Consider the following 16,056-nt stretch of genomic DNA (forward strand, 5'->3'; position numbering starts at 1 on the left):
TTGATAGATGTAAATAACTTTGAATATATGAAGATTGGACTTGCTTCACCTGACAAGATTCGTTCTTGGTCATACGGTGAAGTTAAGAAACCAGAAACAATTAACTATCGTACGTTAAAGCCTGAAAAAGATGGCTTGTTCTGTGAGCGTATTTTCGGACCACAAAAGGACTGGGAATGTCATTGCGGGAAATATAAACGTGTACGTTATAAAGGTGTAGTTTGTGATCGATGTGGCGTTGAAGTAACGCGTGCAAAAGTTCGTCGTGAACGTATGGGTCATATCGAATTAGCTGCTCCTGTATCTCATATTTGGTATTTCAAAGGTATCCCGAGCCGCATGGGACTTGTCTTAGACATGTCCCCTCGCGCGCTTGAAGAAGTAATTTATTTCGCTTCTTATGTTGTAACAGAAAGTGGAGATACACCACTTGATAAGAAGCAATTACTTTCTGAAAAAGAATACCGTGCATATCGTGATCGATATGGCAGTACATTCCATGCTGCTATGGGTGCAGAAGCGATTAAAAAATTACTGCAAGACATCGATTTAGATAAAGAAGTAGACTTCTTAAAAGAAGAATTAAAAACAGCACAAGGACAACGCCGTACTCGTGCTATTAAACGTCTAGAAGTATTAGAAGCATTCCGTAACTCTGGAAATCACCCATCTTGGATGATCTTAGAGGTTCTTCCAGTTATCCCACCAGAACTACGCCCGATGGTACAGTTAGATGGTGGACGTTTTGCTACTTCTGACTTAAACGACTTATATCGTCGTGTAATTAACCGTAACAACCGTTTAAAACGTCTATTGGACTTAGGTGCACCAAGCATCATCGTTCAAAACGAAAAACGTATGTTACAAGAAGCTGTAGACGCATTAATCGATAATGGTCGCCGTGGCCGTCCAGTTACTGGACCAGGTAACCGTCCATTAAAATCACTATCTCACATGCTTAAAGGTAAACAAGGACGTTTCCGTCAAAACTTATTAGGTAAACGTGTTGACTACTCTGGCCGTTCTGTAATCGTTGTAGGACCGAACTTAAAGATGTACCAATGTGGATTACCGAAAGAAATGGCACTGGAATTGTTTAAACCTTTCGTTATGAAAGAGTTAGTTGGAAAAGGATTAGCACACAACATTAAGAGTGCTAAACGTAAAATCGAGCGTGTACACCCTGAAGTTTGGGACGTTTTAGAATCTGTGATCAAAGAGCATCCAGTACTTCTAAACCGCGCACCAACACTTCACCGTCTTGGTATCCAGGCGTTTGAACCTACACTAGTAGAAGGTCGTGCAATCCGTCTTCACCCACTTGTATGTACTGCATACAACGCGGACTTTGACGGTGACCAAATGGCGGTTCACGTTCCGTTATCATCAGAGGCACAAGCAGAAGCTCGTATTCTTATGTTAGCGGCACAAAACATCTTGAATCCAAAAGACGGAAAACCAGTTGTTACTCCATCTCAGGATATGGTATTAGGTAACTATTACTTAACACTTGAGCGCGAGGGTGCAATCGGTGAAGGTATGGTCTTCAAAGATGCAAACGAAGCAATACTTGCATACCAAAATGGATATGTACATCTGCACACACGTGTTGCAGTTGCTGCGAGTTCGGTAAATAATGTAACATTTACTGAAGAGCAAAAGAGTAAGCTTCTATTAACAACAGTTGGTAAATTAATATTTAACGAAATCTTACCAGAGTCGTTCCCTTATATTAATGAACCAACAAACTCAAACCTTGAAAAAGAAACACCAGCGGAATATTTCGTTGAAAAAGGTGCGAACATTAAAGAAATTATTGCTAGTCGCGAAGAAGTGGCGCCATTTAGCAAGAAAATCCTTGGTAACATTATTGCGGAAGTATTCAAACGTTTCCAAATTACGGAAACATCTCGCATGCTTGACCGTATGAAAAACTTAGGATTTAAATACTCTACAAAAGCTGGTATTACAGTTGGGGTATCAGACATTCTTGTATTAGGCGAAAAAAATGAAATTCTCCATGAAGCACAAGCAAAAGTAGATAATGTAATTAAACAATTCCGTCGCGGTTTAATCACGGAAGAAGAACGTTACGATCGCGTTATCTCTATTTGGAGTAATGCAAAAGATGTTATCCAAGGAAAACTGATGAAATCCTTGAATAAACGCAACCCAATCTTCATGATGAGTGATTCCGGTGCCCGTGGTAATGCATCGAACTTTACTCAGCTTGCTGGTATGCGTGGTCTGATGGCCAATCCATCTGGTCGTATCATTGAGCTTCCGATCAAATCAAGTTTCCGTGAAGGTTTAACAGTACTTGAATACTTCATCTCTACGCATGGTGCGCGTAAAGGTCTTGCCGATACAGCACTTAAAACTGCCGATTCTGGTTACTTAACACGTCGTCTTGTAGACGTTGCACAAGATGTAATTGTTCGTCAAGATGATTGTGGAACAGATCGTGGTTTACTAATTGGTGCGATTAAAGAGGGTAATGAAGTTATTGAGTCACTATATGATCGTCTTGTTGGACGTTTTGCGAGAAAAACTGTAAAACATCCTGAAACAGGTGAAGTATTAATTGCTGAAAATCAATTAATTACTGAAGACATTGCTCATATCGTTGAAAAGTCGGGTGTTGAAACTGTAAACATTCGTTCAGCGTTTACGTGTAATACTCGCCATGGTGTATGTAAGAAGTGTTACGGTCGTAACTTAGCAACTGGTACAGACGTAGAAGTAGGAGAAGCGGTAGGTATTATCGCAGCTCAATCTATCGGTGAGCCAGGTACACAGTTAACGATGCGTACGTTCCATACAGGTGGGGTTGCCGGAGATGACATCACACAAGGTTTACCTCGTATCCAAGAGATCTTCGAAGCTCGTAATCCGAAGGGTCAGGCAGTTATCAGTGAAATTGACGGTGTTATCGCAGCGATCAACGATGTTAAAGATCGCCAAGAAGTAGTTGTACAGGGTGAAGTTGAAGCTCGTACGTATGCTATTCCTTACGGTGCTCGTCTGAAAGTAACTCTAGGACAGCCAATTAGCCACGGTAAAGAGTTAACAGAAGGTTCTATTGATCCGAAGGAATTACTAAAAGTAACGGACATTACAGCAGTTCAAGAATACTTATTACGTGAAGTTCAAAAAGTATACCGTATGCAAGGGGTAGAAATTGGTGACAAACACGTAGAAGTAATGGTACGTCAAATGCTACGTAAAGTTCGTGTAAGTGATGCGGGTGAAACAGATGTATTGCCAGGAACGTTACTAGATATCCATCAGTTTACTGATGCGAATGCGAAGGTGTTACTGAAAGGTAAACAACCAGCAACGGCTAGACCGGTTCTACTTGGTATTACAAAAGCTTCACTTGAGACAGATTCGTTCTTATCTGCGGCGTCATTCCAAGAAACAACTCGTGTTCTAACAGATGCAGCAATTAAGGGTAAACGCGATGAGCTTCTAGGATTGAAAGAGAATGTTATTATCGGTAAGCTTGTTCCTGCTGGAACAGGTATGAATCGTTATCGCAAAGTGGATCTTGTAAAAACAACACAAGATAACATGAATGTAGAAAACGATGAAGTTTATGTGGAACAGTAAAATTTTCCGTCGTAAATTTTGTATAAAAACAGCTAATCCTAGTTGACATTGTATGAGACAAAATGTTACTATAATCAAGGTTGCTCCTGAACGATGCTTTGGAGGATATTTATATGTCTTATCAAAAAGTGTCAAATGCTGAAAATGTAGTTGTTGGTCATAAACGAACATTGGAAGCAATCAAAAATGGTATAGTTAAAGAAGTTGTTATTGCGGAAGATGCTGATGTGCGGTTAACCCATGTTATCATTCGTACTGCCTTGCAACATAACATACCCATAACAAAAGTTGAATCAGTTCGTAAGCTTGGAAAAGTTTCGGGGATTCAAGTGGGAGCTTCAGCAATAGGAATAATAAGTTAAAACTGTTTTTGTGAGGAGAGAGCATTTGCTCTTCCTTGCAAAAACTTTGTTTTCAACTAATAATGAACCACCTGGATATGTGGTCATACAAACATGCGAAGGGAGGATAATCAAATGCCTACTATTAACCAATTAGTGAGAAATGGTCGTACTGATAAAGTATGGAAGTCTAAATCACCTGCGTTAAACAAAGGTTTTAATTCTTTAAAGAAAAAATCAACTGATATCTCTGCACCTCAAAAACGTGGTGTGTGTACTCGTGTTGGTACAATGACTCCGAAGAAACCTAACTCAGCGTTACGTAAATACGCTCGTGTACGTTTAACAAATGGTATTGAAGTTACAGCTTACATCCCAGGTATCGGTCATAACCTACAAGAGCATAGCGTAGTATTAATTCGCGGTGGTCGAGTAAAGGATTTACCAGGGGTACGTTACCACATCGTTCGTGGTGCGCTTGATACAGCTGGTGTTGACAAACGTATGCAAGGACGTTCTAAATATGGTACTAAGCGACCAAAACCTGCTAAAAAATAATAAATTTATAATGAAAGGAGGAACTCAATATGCCTCGTAAAGGACCTGTTGCGAAACGTGACGTGTTACCAGATCCAATGTACAATTCTAAGCTTGTAACACGCCTAATCAACAAAATGATGGTTGACGGTAAAAAAGGTAAATCTCAAACAATTCTTTATAACGCTTTCGAGATCGTTCGTGAACGTTCAGATAAAGAACCAATGGAAGTATTCGAGCAAGCTCTTAAGAACATCATGCCTGTTCTTGAAGTACGCGCTCGTCGTGTTGGTGGTGCTAACTACCAAGTTCCAGTTGAGGTTCGTCCAGAACGCCGTACAACTTTAGGTCTTCGCTGGTTAGTAAACTATGCTCGTCTTCGTGGTGAAAAAACTATGGAAGAGCGTCTAGCTTACGAAATCTTAGATGCATCTAACAACGCTGGTGCAGCTGTTAAGAAACGTGAAGATACTCATAAAATGGCAGAAGCTAACAAAGCATTTGCTCATTACCGTTGGTAGGATTCAACGTAAAATAAATGTAAGCATAAACCGCTTTATTTGTCGCTTATGGAAGTGTGGAGAGGGAGAATGCCTCTCCCTTTCGTTGGGCGCTCGTTTTACATAATGAGGGTACTGGACACTGGCATATGTAACAATATAAAGTGGCTTTTTTGCTACTTAAAATAAAATAATCCAATCCATATATGGAAGGAGCAAGACACCAAATGACTAGAGAGTTCTCTTTAGAAAACACTCGTAATATTGGTATCATGGCTCACATCGATGCTGGTAAAACAACAGCAACTGAGCGTATTCTGTATTATACAGGACGTATTCATAAAATCGGTGAAACTCATGAAGGTGCATCTCAGATGGACTGGATGGAGCAAGAGCAAGAACGTGGTATCACAATTACTTCTGCTGCAACTACAGCACAATGGAAAGGTCACCGTGTAAATATCATTGACACTCCAGGACACGTAGATTTCACAGTAGAAGTAGAACGTTCTTTACGCGTACTTGATGGCGCAGTAGCAGTACTTGATGCACAATCTGGTGTAGAACCACAAACAGAAACTGTTTGGCGTCAGGCTACTACTTATGGTGTACCTCGTATCGTATTCGTTAACAAAATGGATAAGATTGGTGCAGATTTCTTATACTCTGTAGGAACAATCCACGATCGTTTACAAGCAAACGCACATCCAATTCAGTTACCAATCGGTGCTGAAGACGAGTTCAATGGTATTATTGACCTTGTTGAAGAGTGTGCTTACATGTACAGTAACGATTTAGGAACAGACATCGAGCGTGTTGAAATTCCTGAAGAGCACAAAGAATTAGCTGAAGAATACCGTGGGAAACTTATTGAAGCGGTAGCTGAGCTTGATGAAGAAATGATGATGAAGTACCTAGAAGGTGAAGAAATCACTGTAGAAGAGCTTAAAGCTGGTATCCGTAAGGCTACAACTTCTGTTGAATTCTTCCCAGTAATCTGTGGTTCTGCATTCAAAAATAAAGGTGTTCAAATTCTGTTAGACGCAGTTATTGACTACCTACCATCTCCATTAGATGTACCCGCTATTAAAGGTACTCTTCCGGATACGGAGGAAGCTATCGAGCGTAAGTCTAGCGATGAAGAACCATTCGCAGCTCTAGCATTCAAAATCATGACTGACCCTTATGTTGGTAAGTTAACGTTCTTCCGTGTGTACTCTGGTGTGTTAAACTCTGGATCATATGTGAAAAACTCAACTAAAGGTAAGCGTGAGCGTGTAGGTCGTATCCTACAAATGCACGCTAACAGCCGTGAAGAGATTTCAACAGTTTACGCTGGTGATATCGCTGCTGCTGTAGGTTTAAAAGATACTACTACTGGTGATACTCTTTGTGATGAGAAGAGTCTTGTTATCCTTGAGTCTATGGAATTCCCAGAACCAGTTATCTCTGTAGCTATCGAACCAAAATCTAAAGCTGACCAAGATAAAATGGGTACAGCATTATCTAAGCTTTCTGAAGAAGATCCAACATTCCGTGCTCACACTGACCAAGAAACTGGCCAAACAATCATCGCTGGTATGGGTGAACTTCACCTTGATATCATTGTTGACCGTATGCGCCGTGAATTCAAAGTGGAAGCAAACGTTGGTGCTCCTCAGGTAGCATACCGTGAGACTTTCCGCGCTGCTGCGAAAGTTGAAGGTAAGTTCGCTCGTCAATCTGGTGGTCGTGGACAATTCGGTCACGTTTGGATTGAGTTTGAACCTAATGAAGAAGGTAAAGGATTCGAATTCCAAAACAAGGTTGTCGGTGGTGTAGTTCCACGTGAATACATCCCAGCTGTTGGAGCGGGTCTTGAAGACGCACTTAAAAATGGTGTACTAGCTGGTTATCCACTAGTTGATATTAAAGCTGCGTTAGTTGACGGATCTTACCATGATGTCGATTCATCTGAGATGGCGTTCAAAATCGCTGCATCTATGGCGCTTAAAGCTGCGGTTTCTAAATGTAGCCCAGTAATTCTTGAGCCAATGATGAAAGTTGAAGTTGTAATTCCTGAAGAGTACATGGGTGACATTATGGGCGACGTAACATCTCGTCGTGGACGTGTAGAAGGTATGGAAGCTCGCGGTAACGCACAAGTTGTTCGCGCTATGGTTCCACTTTCTGAAATGTTCGGTTATGCAACAGCATTACGTTCTAACACTCAAGGACGCGGAACATTCTCAATGACATTTGATCATTATGAAGAAGTACCGAAGTCTGTTTCTGAAGAAATTATTAAAAAAAATAAAGGTGAATAATTGATTTTTATCGATTGTTCAAGTATAACTACTTATGTAAGCTTAGAAAGTGAGACGCAAGTTTCACTTTCTAGTCTAAATATAAAATAACCTATATAAACTAAGGAGGAATTTAGAATGGCTAAAGCTAAATTCGAACGTTCTAAACCCCATGTTAACATCGGTACAATCGGCCACGTTGACCATGGTAAAACTACATTAACTGCTGCGATCACTACAGTTCTTGCAAAAGCTGGTGGTGCTGAAGCACGCGGATACGATCAAATCGACGCTGCTCCAGAAGAAAGAGAGCGCGGAATCACAATCTCAACTGCACACGTTGAGTACGAAACTGAAACTCGTCACTATGCACACGTTGACTGCCCAGGTCATGCTGACTATGTTAAAAACATGATCACTGGTGCTGCTCAAATGGACGGCGGTATCTTAGTAGTATCTGCTGCTGATGGTCCAATGCCTCAAACACGTGAGCACATCCTTCTTTCTCGTCAAGTAGGTGTTCCTTACATCGTTGTATTCTTAAACAAATGCGACATGGTAGATGACGAAGAATTATTAGAATTAGTAGAAATGGAAGTTCGCGACCTATTATCTGAATACGGATTCCCAGGCGACGATATTCCTGTAATTAAAGGTTCTGCTCTTAAAGCTCTTCAAGGAGAAGCTGAGTGGGAAGAAAAAATCATCGAATTAATGACTGAAGTTGATGCTTACATCCCAACTCCAGAACGTGAAACTGACAAACCATTCTTAATGCCTATCGAGGATGTATTCTCTATCACAGGTCGTGGTACAGTTGCAACTGGTCGTGTTGAGCGTGGAATCGTTAAAGTTGGTGACGTAGTAGAAATCATCGGTCTTGCTGAAGAGAATGCTACTACAACTGTAACTGGTGTAGAAATGTTCCGTAAGCTTCTTGACCAAGCTCAAGCTGGAGACAACATCGGTGCTCTACTTCGTGGGGTTGCTCGTGAAGACATCCAACGTGGACAAGTTCTTGCTAAAACTGGCTCTGTAAAAGCACACGCTAAATTCAAAGCTGAGGTTTTCGTATTATCTAAAGAAGAAGGTGGACGTCATACTCCATTCTTCGCTAACTACCGTCCGCAGTTCTACTTCCGTACAACTGACGTAACTGGTATCATCCAATTACCAGAAGGTACTGAAATGGTAATGCCTGGTGACAACATCGAAATGACTATCGAACTTATCGCTCCAATCGCTATCGAAGAGGGAACTAAATTCTCTATTCGTGAAGGTGGACGTACAGTAGGTTACGGTGTAGTTGCTACAATCGTTGCTGAGTAGTCTTTAATTAGATTATTAAAAACTCAAGGGATTCTCCCTTGAGTTTTTTTATTGCTTATTACTATAGAAGAAAGAGATGTATTTTCTATTTTTGGATGAGTTTCTTCTATAGTATATAAAACGAAAACAACACCCAAAAACTGTAAGGTGAATAAGAGTAGATGAAAACTTGATATTCTTTAAAGTGCCATGTATAATAGCAAAAGTAGAGAAAAGCAGATGCGAACAAAAAGATGCTTGCATCTAGACGAATAACATTGTATAATAGACAATGTTGGTCTTTGACTGCGATGAAGTGGAAGGTTGCTGACACACCCGGCCGCTTTGCCATGGCATGGTGTGGGGAAATTTCCATGGAGAAGGTCTATTTTAGAAATAGGCGAACGAAGGAGGGAAAATAATGGCAAAAGAAAAAATTCGTATCCGTTTAAAAGCTTATGATCACCGTATTCTTGATCAATCAGCTGAGAAAATTGTAGAAACAGCTAAGCGTTCTGGGGCAACAGTTTCTGGTCCGATCCCATTACCAACTGAGAAGACTATTTACACAATTCTTCGTGCTGTTCATAAGTACAAAGATTCTCGTGAACAATTCGAAATGCGCACACACAAACGTCTAATCGACATCGTGAGTCCTACTCCGCAAACAGTAGATTCATTAATGCGTTTAGATTTACCATCTGGTGTAGATATCGAAATCAAACTATAATTCATATAACTTAAAAATGTAGGAGGTGTAACTCATGACCAAAGGAATCTTAGGAAGAAAGATCGGTATGACTCAAGTATTTGCTGAGAACGGTGAGTTAATCCCAGTAACGGTAATCGCTGCTAATCCAAACGTTGTTCTTCAAAAGAAAACAACTGAAACTGATGGCTACAACGCAATTCAGTTAGGATTTGAAGATAAACGTGAAAAGTTAACTAACAAACCTGAACAAGGCCACACTGCTAAAGCATCTACAACTCCTAAGCGCTTCATTCGCGAAATCCGCGATGCAGACGTGGACGGATTAGAGGTTGGTCAAGAGGTAAAAGTTGAAGTTTTCGCTGCAGGTGAAATCGTTGACGTAACAGGAATTTCTAAAGGTAAAGGTTTCCAAGGTGTTATTAAACGCCACGGACAATCTCGCGGACCTATGTCTCATGGTTCTCGCTATCACCGTCGTCCAGGTTCAATGGGGCCAGTTGCTCCGAACCGTGTATTCAAAGGCAAAAAACTTGCTGGACGTATGGGTGGAGACCAAGTTACTATCCAAAACTTAGAAATCGTTCAAGTTGACACTGAGCGCAACTTATTACTAGTAAAAGGTAACGTTCCAGGTGCTAAGAAATCTCTTGTAGTTGTTCAAGGCGCTGTGAAGGTTAGCAAATAATTCACAATAGGAAGGAGGAATTCCAATGCCAAAAGTTACTGTATATAACCAAACTGGTTCACAGGTTGGTGAAATCGAATTAGCTGAAGCTATTTTCGGTATCGAACCAAATGAAGCTGTACTATTTGAAGCTGTAATGATGCAACGTGCATCTTTACGTCAAGGTACACATAAAGTAAAAACTCGCTCTGAAGTTCGTGGTGGTGGTCGTAAACCATGGCGTCAAAAAGGAACTGGACGTGCTCGTCAAGGTTCTATCCGCTCTCCTCAATGGCGTGGTGGTGGTACGGTATTCGGACCTACACCAAGAAGCTATGCGTACAAACTTCCTAAGAAAGTTCGTCGTTTAGCAATCAAATCTGCATTAGCTACTAAAGTAGTTGAGAACAACATTGTAGTTCTTGAGGACCTAGTGTTAAATGCACCAAAAACAAAAGACATGGTAGCAGTACTTAAAGGATTAACTGTTGAGAAGAAAGCTCTTATCGTAACTGCTGATGCAAACGAATCTGTAGAGTTATCTGCTCGCAATATCCCTGGAGTAACAGTAATCACTGCTGATGGCGTAAACGTGCTTGATGTGCTTCATCATGATAAGCTAATCATGACAAAAGCGGCAGTGGAAAAAGTAGAGGAGGTGCTTGCATAATGAGAGATCCTCGTGATATCATTAAGCGCCCAGTTATCACTGAACGTTCTATGGAAATGATGGCTGAAAAAAAATACACGTTCGACGTGGACGTTAAATCTAATAAAACAGAGGTTAAAGACGCTATAGAAGCGATCTTTGGTGTTAATGTAGACAAAGTAAATATCATGAACTACAAGCCGAAAGCAAAACGTGTTGGTCGTCACGCTGGTTTTACTAGCCGTCGTCGTAAAGCAATCGTTAAGCTAACTGCTGACAGCAAAGAAATCGAAATCTTCCAAGGCGTTTAATTCTTACTAAAGAAGGAGGGAAATTGAGATGGGAATTAAAAAGTATAATCCAACTACTAACGGTCGTCGTAACATGACTACGAATGATTTCGCTGAAATCACGACCGACAGACCGGAAAAGTCTTTACTTGCTCCTTTAAGCAAAAAGGCTGGTCGTAATAACCAAGGTAAAATTACTGTACGTCATCAAGGTGGCGGACATAAGCGTCAATACCGTATCATCGACTTTAAGCGTAACAAAGATGGAATTCCAGGACGCGTTGCTACGATCGAATATGATCCAAACCGCTCTGCGAATATCGCATTAATTAACTACGTTGACGGTGAAAAACGTTACATTCTTGCTCCTAAAACTTTAGAAGTGGGTATGGAAGTTATGTCTGGTCCTGAATCTGACATTAAAATCGGTAACGCATTACCATTAATCAACATTCCAGTAGGTACTGTTGTTCATAACATCGAGCTTAAGCCTGGTCGTGGCGGACAATTAGTTCGTTCTGCTGGTACATCTGCTCAAGTACTTGGTAAAGAAGGAAAATACGTACTTGTACGTTTAACTTCTGGTGAAGTACGTTTAGTATTATCTGCTTGTCGCGCTTCAATCGGTCAAGTTGGTAACGAACAACACGAACTTATCAAAATCGGTAAAGCAGGTCGCTCTCGCTGGTTAGGTAAGCGCCCAACAGTTCGTGGTTCTGTAATGAACCCGGTTGATCACCCACACGGTGGTGGTGAAGGTCGCTCTCCAATCGGACGTAAGTCTCCAATGTCTCCATGGGGTAAACCAACTCTTGGATTCAAGACTCGTAAGAAAAACAAAGCGTCTGATAAATTTATCGTTCGTCGTCGTAAAAAATAATGGGATTGTAGTACGGTTCGCTTCAAGAACCGTACGCCAATCACGAAGGGAGGCACCAAAATGGCTCGTAGCTTAAAAAAAGGACCATTTGTCGATGATCACTTAATGAACAAAATGGAAAAATTAGTTGCATCTGAGCAAAAACAAGTTGTTAAAACTTGGTCTCGCCGTTCAACAATCTTCCCTCAGTTCATCGGACATACAATTGCTGTATATGATGGTCGTAAACACGTACCTGTGTACATCACTGAGGATATGGTTGGCCATAAGTTAGGTGAATTCGCACCAACTCGTACGTATAAAGGTCACCTTGCTGACGATAAGAAAACTAGAAGATAATGAGAGGAGGCACTTCAATGCAAGCTAAAGCAGTAGTGAGAACAGTTCGTATTGCTCCTCGTAAGGTTCGTTTAGTAGTAGACTTAATCCGAGGTAAGCAAGTGGGTGAAGCGATTGCTATCCTTAACCACACACCAAAAACTGCTTCTCCAGTTGTAGAAAAAGTTTTAAAATCTGCAATCGCAAATGCAGAGCACAATTATGAGATGGATATTAACAACCTAGTTGTTGAAAAAGTCTTCGTTGACGAAGGTCCAACGTTGAAACGTTTCCGTCCACGTGCAATGGGTCGTGCAAGCCAAATTAACAAACGCACAAGCCACATCACAGTTGTGGTATCAGAAAAGAAGGAGGGATAATCGATGGGTCAGAAGGTTAATCCAATTGGTCTTCGTGTCGGTATTATCCGCGACTGGGAATCTCGTTGGTTCGCTGAGAAAGATTATGCTACGTTATTACATGAAGACATCAAAATCCGTGAGTACATTACTGTACGCTTAAAAGATTCTGCTGTTGCTAAAGTAGAAATCGAACGTGCAGCAAATCGTGTAAATGTTACAATTCACACTGCAAAACCTGGTATGGTAATTGGTAAAGGTGGTACTGAAGTTGAAGCACTTCGTAAAGCTCTTAACCAATTAACAGGCAAGCGTGTACACATTAACATTTTAGAAGTTAAGAGAGCTGATCTTAACGCTAAATTAGTAGGCGAAAACATCGCTCGTCAATTAGAAAACCGTGTATCATTCCGTCGTGCACAAAAGCAAGTTATTCAACGTGCTATGCGTGCAGGAGCAAAAGGTATTAAAACACAGGTTTCTGGTCGTCTTGGCGGAGCTGATATCGCTCGTGCAGAATCTTACAGTGAAGGAACTGTTCCACTTCATACACTTCGCGCTGATATTGACTATGCAGCAGTTGAAGCTGATACAACATACGGTAAATTAGGCGTAAAAGTATGGATCTACCGTGGAGAAGTCCTTCCTACAAAAAAGAAAGCTTCTGAGGAAGGAGGAAAATAATATGTTAATGCCTAAACGCGTAAAATATCGTAGAGAGCATCGTGGTAAAATGCGTGGTCGTGCAAAAGGTGGAACTGAAATCGCTTTTGGTGAATTTGGTTTACAAGCACTAGCTGCTTCATGGATTACAAACCGTCAAATCGAAGCTGCTCGTCGTGCAATGACTCGTCACATGAAACGTGGCGGTAAAGTATGGATTAAAATTTTCCCTTCTAAACCTTACACTGCAAAACCTCTAGAAGTACGTATGGGTTCCGGTAAAGGGGCACCAGAAGGCTGGGTAGCAGTAGTAAAACCTGGGAAAATTATGTTTGAAATTGCGGGTGTATCTGAAGAGGTAGCACGCGAAGCATTACGTCTTGCAGCTCACAAGTTACCTGTGAAATGTAAATTCGTAAAACGTGAAGAAAATGGTGGTGAATCTAATGAAAACTAATGATATTCGTGAATTAACCACTGCCGAAATCGAAACAAAAGTTAAAGCTTTAAAGGAAGAGTTGTTTAATCTTCGCTTCCAACTTGCTACAGGACAATTAGAGAACCCAACTCGCATCCGTGAAGTACGTAAAGCGATTGCTCGTATGAAAACTGTAGTTTGTGAAAGAGAGATCGGAATTAATCGATAAATTGAGGGGAGGTTTGCATAGTGAGCGAACGTAACCAACGCAAAGTTTATACTGGTCGTGTTGTTTCTGACAAAATGGACAAAACGATTACAGTTTTAGTTGAAACTTACAAAACTCATTCCTTATACGGAAAACGTGTTAAGTATTCTAAAAAGTATAAAGCCCATGATGAGCAAAACCAAGCGAAACTTGGCGATATCGTTAAAATCATGGAAACTCGCCCGCTTTCTGCTACTAAGCGTTTCCGTTTAGTTGAAATCGTTGAAGAAGCGGTTGTTATCTAAATAGACGAATCGGAATTTTTAGTCCGAAGGGAGGTTTCATAACATGATCCAACAAGAATCTCGTTTGAAAGTTGCTGACAACTCTGGTGCACGTGAACTTTTAACAATTAAAGTATTAGGCGGCTCTGGTCGTAAATATGCTTATATTGGTGATATTATCGTTGCTACGGTAAAACAAGCAACACCAGGTGGCGTTGTTAAAAAAGGTGACGTTGTTAAGGCAGTAGTGGTACGTACGAAGAGCGGAGCTCGTCGTCCGGACGGTTCTTACATTAAATTTGATGAAAACGCAGCGGTTATCATCAAAGACGATAAGAGCCCACGTGGTACTCGTATCTTCGGACCAGTAGCTCGTGAATTACGTGATAGCAACTTCATGAAGATCGTTTCTTTAGCTCCAGAAGTTCTATAATTTAAGGTATTGCCTTGCTAAGGAGGTGCAGAATTAAGATGCATGTAAAAAAAGGTGATAAAGTTCAGGTAATCACTGGTAAAGACAAAGGAAAACAAGGTGTTATCCTTGTGGCTTTCCCAAAGCAAAACCGTGTTATCGTTGAGGGTGTTAACATCGTTAAAAAACACTCTAAGCCATCTCAATTAAATCCACAAGGTGGAATTATTACGAAAGAAGCACCTATTCACGTTTCTAATGTTATGGTATTAGATCCGAAAACAGGCGAACCTACTCGCGTAGGCTTCAAAGTAGAAGATGGTAAAAAAGTGCGTATTGCAAAAAAATCTGGTGAATTATTAGATAAATAATTTTCTTAAGAAAGGAGGTCACTTCATTGAATCGCCTTAAAGAGAAGTTCCAAAAGGAAATTACTCCTGCTCTAATGAGCAAGTTTAACTATAAATCTGTGATGGAAGTACCGAAAATCGAAAAGATCGTAATCAACACTGGTGTTGGTGACGCGGTATCTAACTCAAAAGCTTTAGACAATGCAGTAGAAGAATTAACTCAAATCGCAGGTCAAAAACCTGTTGTAACTCGCGCTAAAAAATCAATCGCTGGTTTCCGTCTTCGTGAAGGTATGCCAATCGGTGCGAAAGTAACTTTACGCGGTCAGCAAATGTATGAGTTCTTCGACAAATTAGTATCAGTTTCTTTACCACGTGTACGTGATTTCCGTGGTGTTTCTAAGAAATCATTTGATGGTCGTGGGAACTACACATTAGGTGTTAAAGAGCAACTAATTTTCCCTGAGATTGATTATGATAAAGTAAGCAAAGTCCGAGGTATGGACATCGTAATCGTTACTACAGCGAAAACTGATGAAGAAGCTCGTGAACTTTTAACACAATTCGGTATGCCATTCCAAAAATAATGGAAGCCAACGCTAAGTAGAGGAGGCGAAAACGTGGCTAAAAAATCTATGATCGCGAAACAAAAGCGTACTCCTAAGTTTAAAGTACAAGAGTATACACGTTGCGAACGCTGCGGTCGTCCGCATTCTGTATACCGCAAATTTAAGCTTTGCCGTATTTGTTTCCGTGAACTTGCATATAAAGGTCAAATTCCTGGTGTTAAAAAAGCTAGTTGGTAAAACCCACAAATGGGAAGGAGGTAAAACACATGGTGATGACAGATCCAATTGCAGACATGCTTACTCGCATCCGTAATGCGAATATGGTACGTCATGAGAAATTAGAGGTTCCTGCTTCTAAAATCAAAAAAGAGATCGCTGATCTTTTAAAGCGTGAAGGTTTCATTCGTGATGTAGAATACATCGGGGATAACAAACAAGGTATCCTTCGTATTTTCCTGAAATATGGTGCAAACAATGAACGTGTAATCACTGGATTAAAGCGTATCAGTAAACCTGGCTTACGCGTTTACGCAAAAGCTGATGAAGTACCTCGTGTACTTAACGGATTAGGTATCGCTCTTGTTTCTACATCTAAGGGAGTAATGACAGACAAAGATGCTCGTCAATTACAAACTGGTGGAGAAGTAGTAGCATACGTTTGGTAATATATATTTAAAACGAACGGAGGTGTGACCAC

The 16,056-nt window shown here is 40.7% G+C and carries 22 protein-coding genes; all 22 read left to right on the forward strand.

Annotation, left to right across the window (positions count from 1 at the left end):
- The 22 genes from rpoC to rpsH all read left to right on the forward strand — a co-directional run bounded on the left by rpoC (position 1) and on the right by rpsH (position 16,024).
- The gene (gene rpoC / locus JFU23_RS16190) at positions 1-3,612 is read left to right on the forward strand and encodes a DNA-directed RNA polymerase subunit beta' (protein ID WP_002063415.1); all 3,612 of its coding nucleotides are present in this window, start codon (positions 1-3) and stop codon (positions 3,610-3,612) included.
- A gap of 113 nt (positions 3,613-3,725) precedes the next feature.
- Positions 3,726-3,974 (forward strand): 50S ribosomal protein L7ae-like protein, encoded by a 249-nt coding sequence (locus JFU23_RS16195; protein ID WP_000121833.1) that lies wholly within the window; start codon positions 3,726-3,728, stop codon positions 3,972-3,974.
- 114 nt (positions 3,975-4,088) lie between these two features.
- Entirely contained in the window at positions 4,089-4,511 is a 423-nt protein-coding gene (gene rpsL, locus JFU23_RS16200) for a 30S ribosomal protein S12 (RefSeq protein WP_001142341.1), read from the forward strand.
- A gap of 29 nt (positions 4,512-4,540) precedes the next feature.
- A complete protein-coding gene (gene rpsG / locus JFU23_RS16205) occupies positions 4,541-5,011 on the forward strand; it encodes a 30S ribosomal protein S7 (protein WP_002063416.1) in 471 nt (156 codons plus the stop codon).
- 206 nt (positions 5,012-5,217) lie between these two features.
- The gene (gene fusA, locus JFU23_RS16210) at positions 5,218-7,296 is read left to right on the forward strand and encodes an elongation factor G (RefSeq protein WP_002139943.1); all 2,079 of its coding nucleotides are present in this window, start codon (positions 5,218-5,220) and stop codon (positions 7,294-7,296) included.
- 117 nt (positions 7,297-7,413) lie between these two features.
- Positions 7,414-8,604 (forward strand): elongation factor Tu, encoded by a 1,191-nt coding sequence (gene tuf / locus JFU23_RS16215; RefSeq protein ID WP_002009778.1) that lies wholly within the window; start codon positions 7,414-7,416, stop codon positions 8,602-8,604.
- Positions 8,605-9,004: 400 nt separating this feature from the next.
- Positions 9,005-9,313, forward strand: coding sequence for a 30S ribosomal protein S10 (rpsJ, locus tag JFU23_RS16220; RefSeq protein ID WP_001040595.1), 309 nt, complete (start codon positions 9,005-9,007; stop codon positions 9,311-9,313).
- Positions 9,314-9,347: 34 nt separating this feature from the next.
- A complete protein-coding gene (rplC, locus tag JFU23_RS16225; RefSeq protein ID WP_000160209.1) occupies positions 9,348-9,980 on the forward strand; it encodes a 50S ribosomal protein L3 in 633 nt (210 codons plus the stop codon).
- A gap of 25 nt (positions 9,981-10,005) precedes the next feature.
- A complete protein-coding gene (gene rplD, locus JFU23_RS16230) occupies positions 10,006-10,629 on the forward strand; it encodes a 50S ribosomal protein L4 (protein ID WP_001127261.1) in 624 nt (207 codons plus the stop codon).
- Complete coding sequence (gene rplW, locus JFU23_RS16235; RefSeq protein ID WP_001205557.1) at positions 10,629-10,919, forward strand: 50S ribosomal protein L23; 291 nt, start codon at positions 10,629-10,631, stop codon at positions 10,917-10,919. The genes rplD and rplW overlap by 1 nt, the downstream gene beginning before the upstream one ends.
- A gap of 28 nt (positions 10,920-10,947) precedes the next feature.
- On the forward strand, positions 10,948-11,778 hold the full coding sequence (gene rplB, locus JFU23_RS16240) for a 50S ribosomal protein L2 (RefSeq protein ID WP_002063418.1): 831 nt from the start codon (positions 10,948-10,950) through the stop codon (positions 11,776-11,778).
- A gap of 60 nt (positions 11,779-11,838) precedes the next feature.
- Positions 11,839-12,117: a 30S ribosomal protein S19 gene (gene rpsS, locus JFU23_RS16245; protein WP_000124452.1), complete on the forward strand. Its 279-nt coding sequence runs from the start codon at positions 11,839-11,841 to the stop codon at positions 12,115-12,117.
- 17 nt (positions 12,118-12,134) lie between these two features.
- Positions 12,135-12,476 (forward strand): 50S ribosomal protein L22, encoded by a 342-nt coding sequence (gene rplV, locus JFU23_RS16250; RefSeq protein WP_002009773.1) that lies wholly within the window; start codon positions 12,135-12,137, stop codon positions 12,474-12,476.
- Between the two features lie 3 nt (positions 12,477-12,479).
- A complete protein-coding gene (rpsC, locus tag JFU23_RS16255; protein ID WP_002009771.1) occupies positions 12,480-13,139 on the forward strand; it encodes a 30S ribosomal protein S3 in 660 nt (219 codons plus the stop codon).
- A gap of 1 nt (position 13,140) precedes the next feature.
- Positions 13,141-13,575, forward strand: a complete 435-nt coding sequence (gene rplP, locus JFU23_RS16260; protein WP_002063419.1) for a 50S ribosomal protein L16 — start codon at positions 13,141-13,143, stop codon at positions 13,573-13,575.
- On the forward strand, positions 13,565-13,765 hold the full coding sequence (gene rpmC, locus JFU23_RS16265; protein WP_002091523.1) for a 50S ribosomal protein L29: 201 nt from the start codon (positions 13,565-13,567) through the stop codon (positions 13,763-13,765). The genes rplP and rpmC overlap by 11 nt, the downstream gene beginning before the upstream one ends.
- A gap of 20 nt (positions 13,766-13,785) precedes the next feature.
- Complete coding sequence (gene rpsQ, locus JFU23_RS16270) at positions 13,786-14,049, forward strand: 30S ribosomal protein S17 (RefSeq protein ID WP_002091526.1); 264 nt, start codon at positions 13,786-13,788, stop codon at positions 14,047-14,049.
- A 43-nt stretch (positions 14,050-14,092) separates the two neighbouring features.
- Positions 14,093-14,461 (forward strand): 50S ribosomal protein L14, encoded by a 369-nt coding sequence (rplN, locus tag JFU23_RS16275; protein ID WP_002063420.1) that lies wholly within the window; start codon positions 14,093-14,095, stop codon positions 14,459-14,461.
- A 38-nt stretch (positions 14,462-14,499) separates the two neighbouring features.
- On the forward strand, positions 14,500-14,811 hold the full coding sequence (gene rplX / locus JFU23_RS16280) for a 50S ribosomal protein L24 (protein WP_000558201.1): 312 nt from the start codon (positions 14,500-14,502) through the stop codon (positions 14,809-14,811).
- A gap of 26 nt (positions 14,812-14,837) precedes the next feature.
- Positions 14,838-15,377, forward strand: a complete 540-nt coding sequence (gene rplE / locus JFU23_RS16285) for a 50S ribosomal protein L5 (RefSeq protein WP_002091528.1) — start codon at positions 14,838-14,840, stop codon at positions 15,375-15,377.
- 33 nt (positions 15,378-15,410) lie between these two features.
- Positions 15,411-15,596 (forward strand): 30S ribosomal protein S14, encoded by a 186-nt coding sequence (gene rpsN / locus JFU23_RS16290; protein ID WP_001085700.1) that lies wholly within the window; start codon positions 15,411-15,413, stop codon positions 15,594-15,596.
- Between the two features lie 29 nt (positions 15,597-15,625).
- Positions 15,626-16,024 (forward strand): 30S ribosomal protein S8, encoded by a 399-nt coding sequence (gene rpsH / locus JFU23_RS16295; protein ID WP_002091529.1) that lies wholly within the window; start codon positions 15,626-15,628, stop codon positions 16,022-16,024.
- The last annotated feature ends 32 nt before the right edge of the window (positions 16,025-16,056 follow it).

This window comes from Bacillus sp. TH50 (assembly GCF_016650565.1).
Classification (GTDB): Bacteria; Bacillota; Bacilli; order Bacillales; family Bacillaceae_G; genus Bacillus_A; species Bacillus_A mycoides.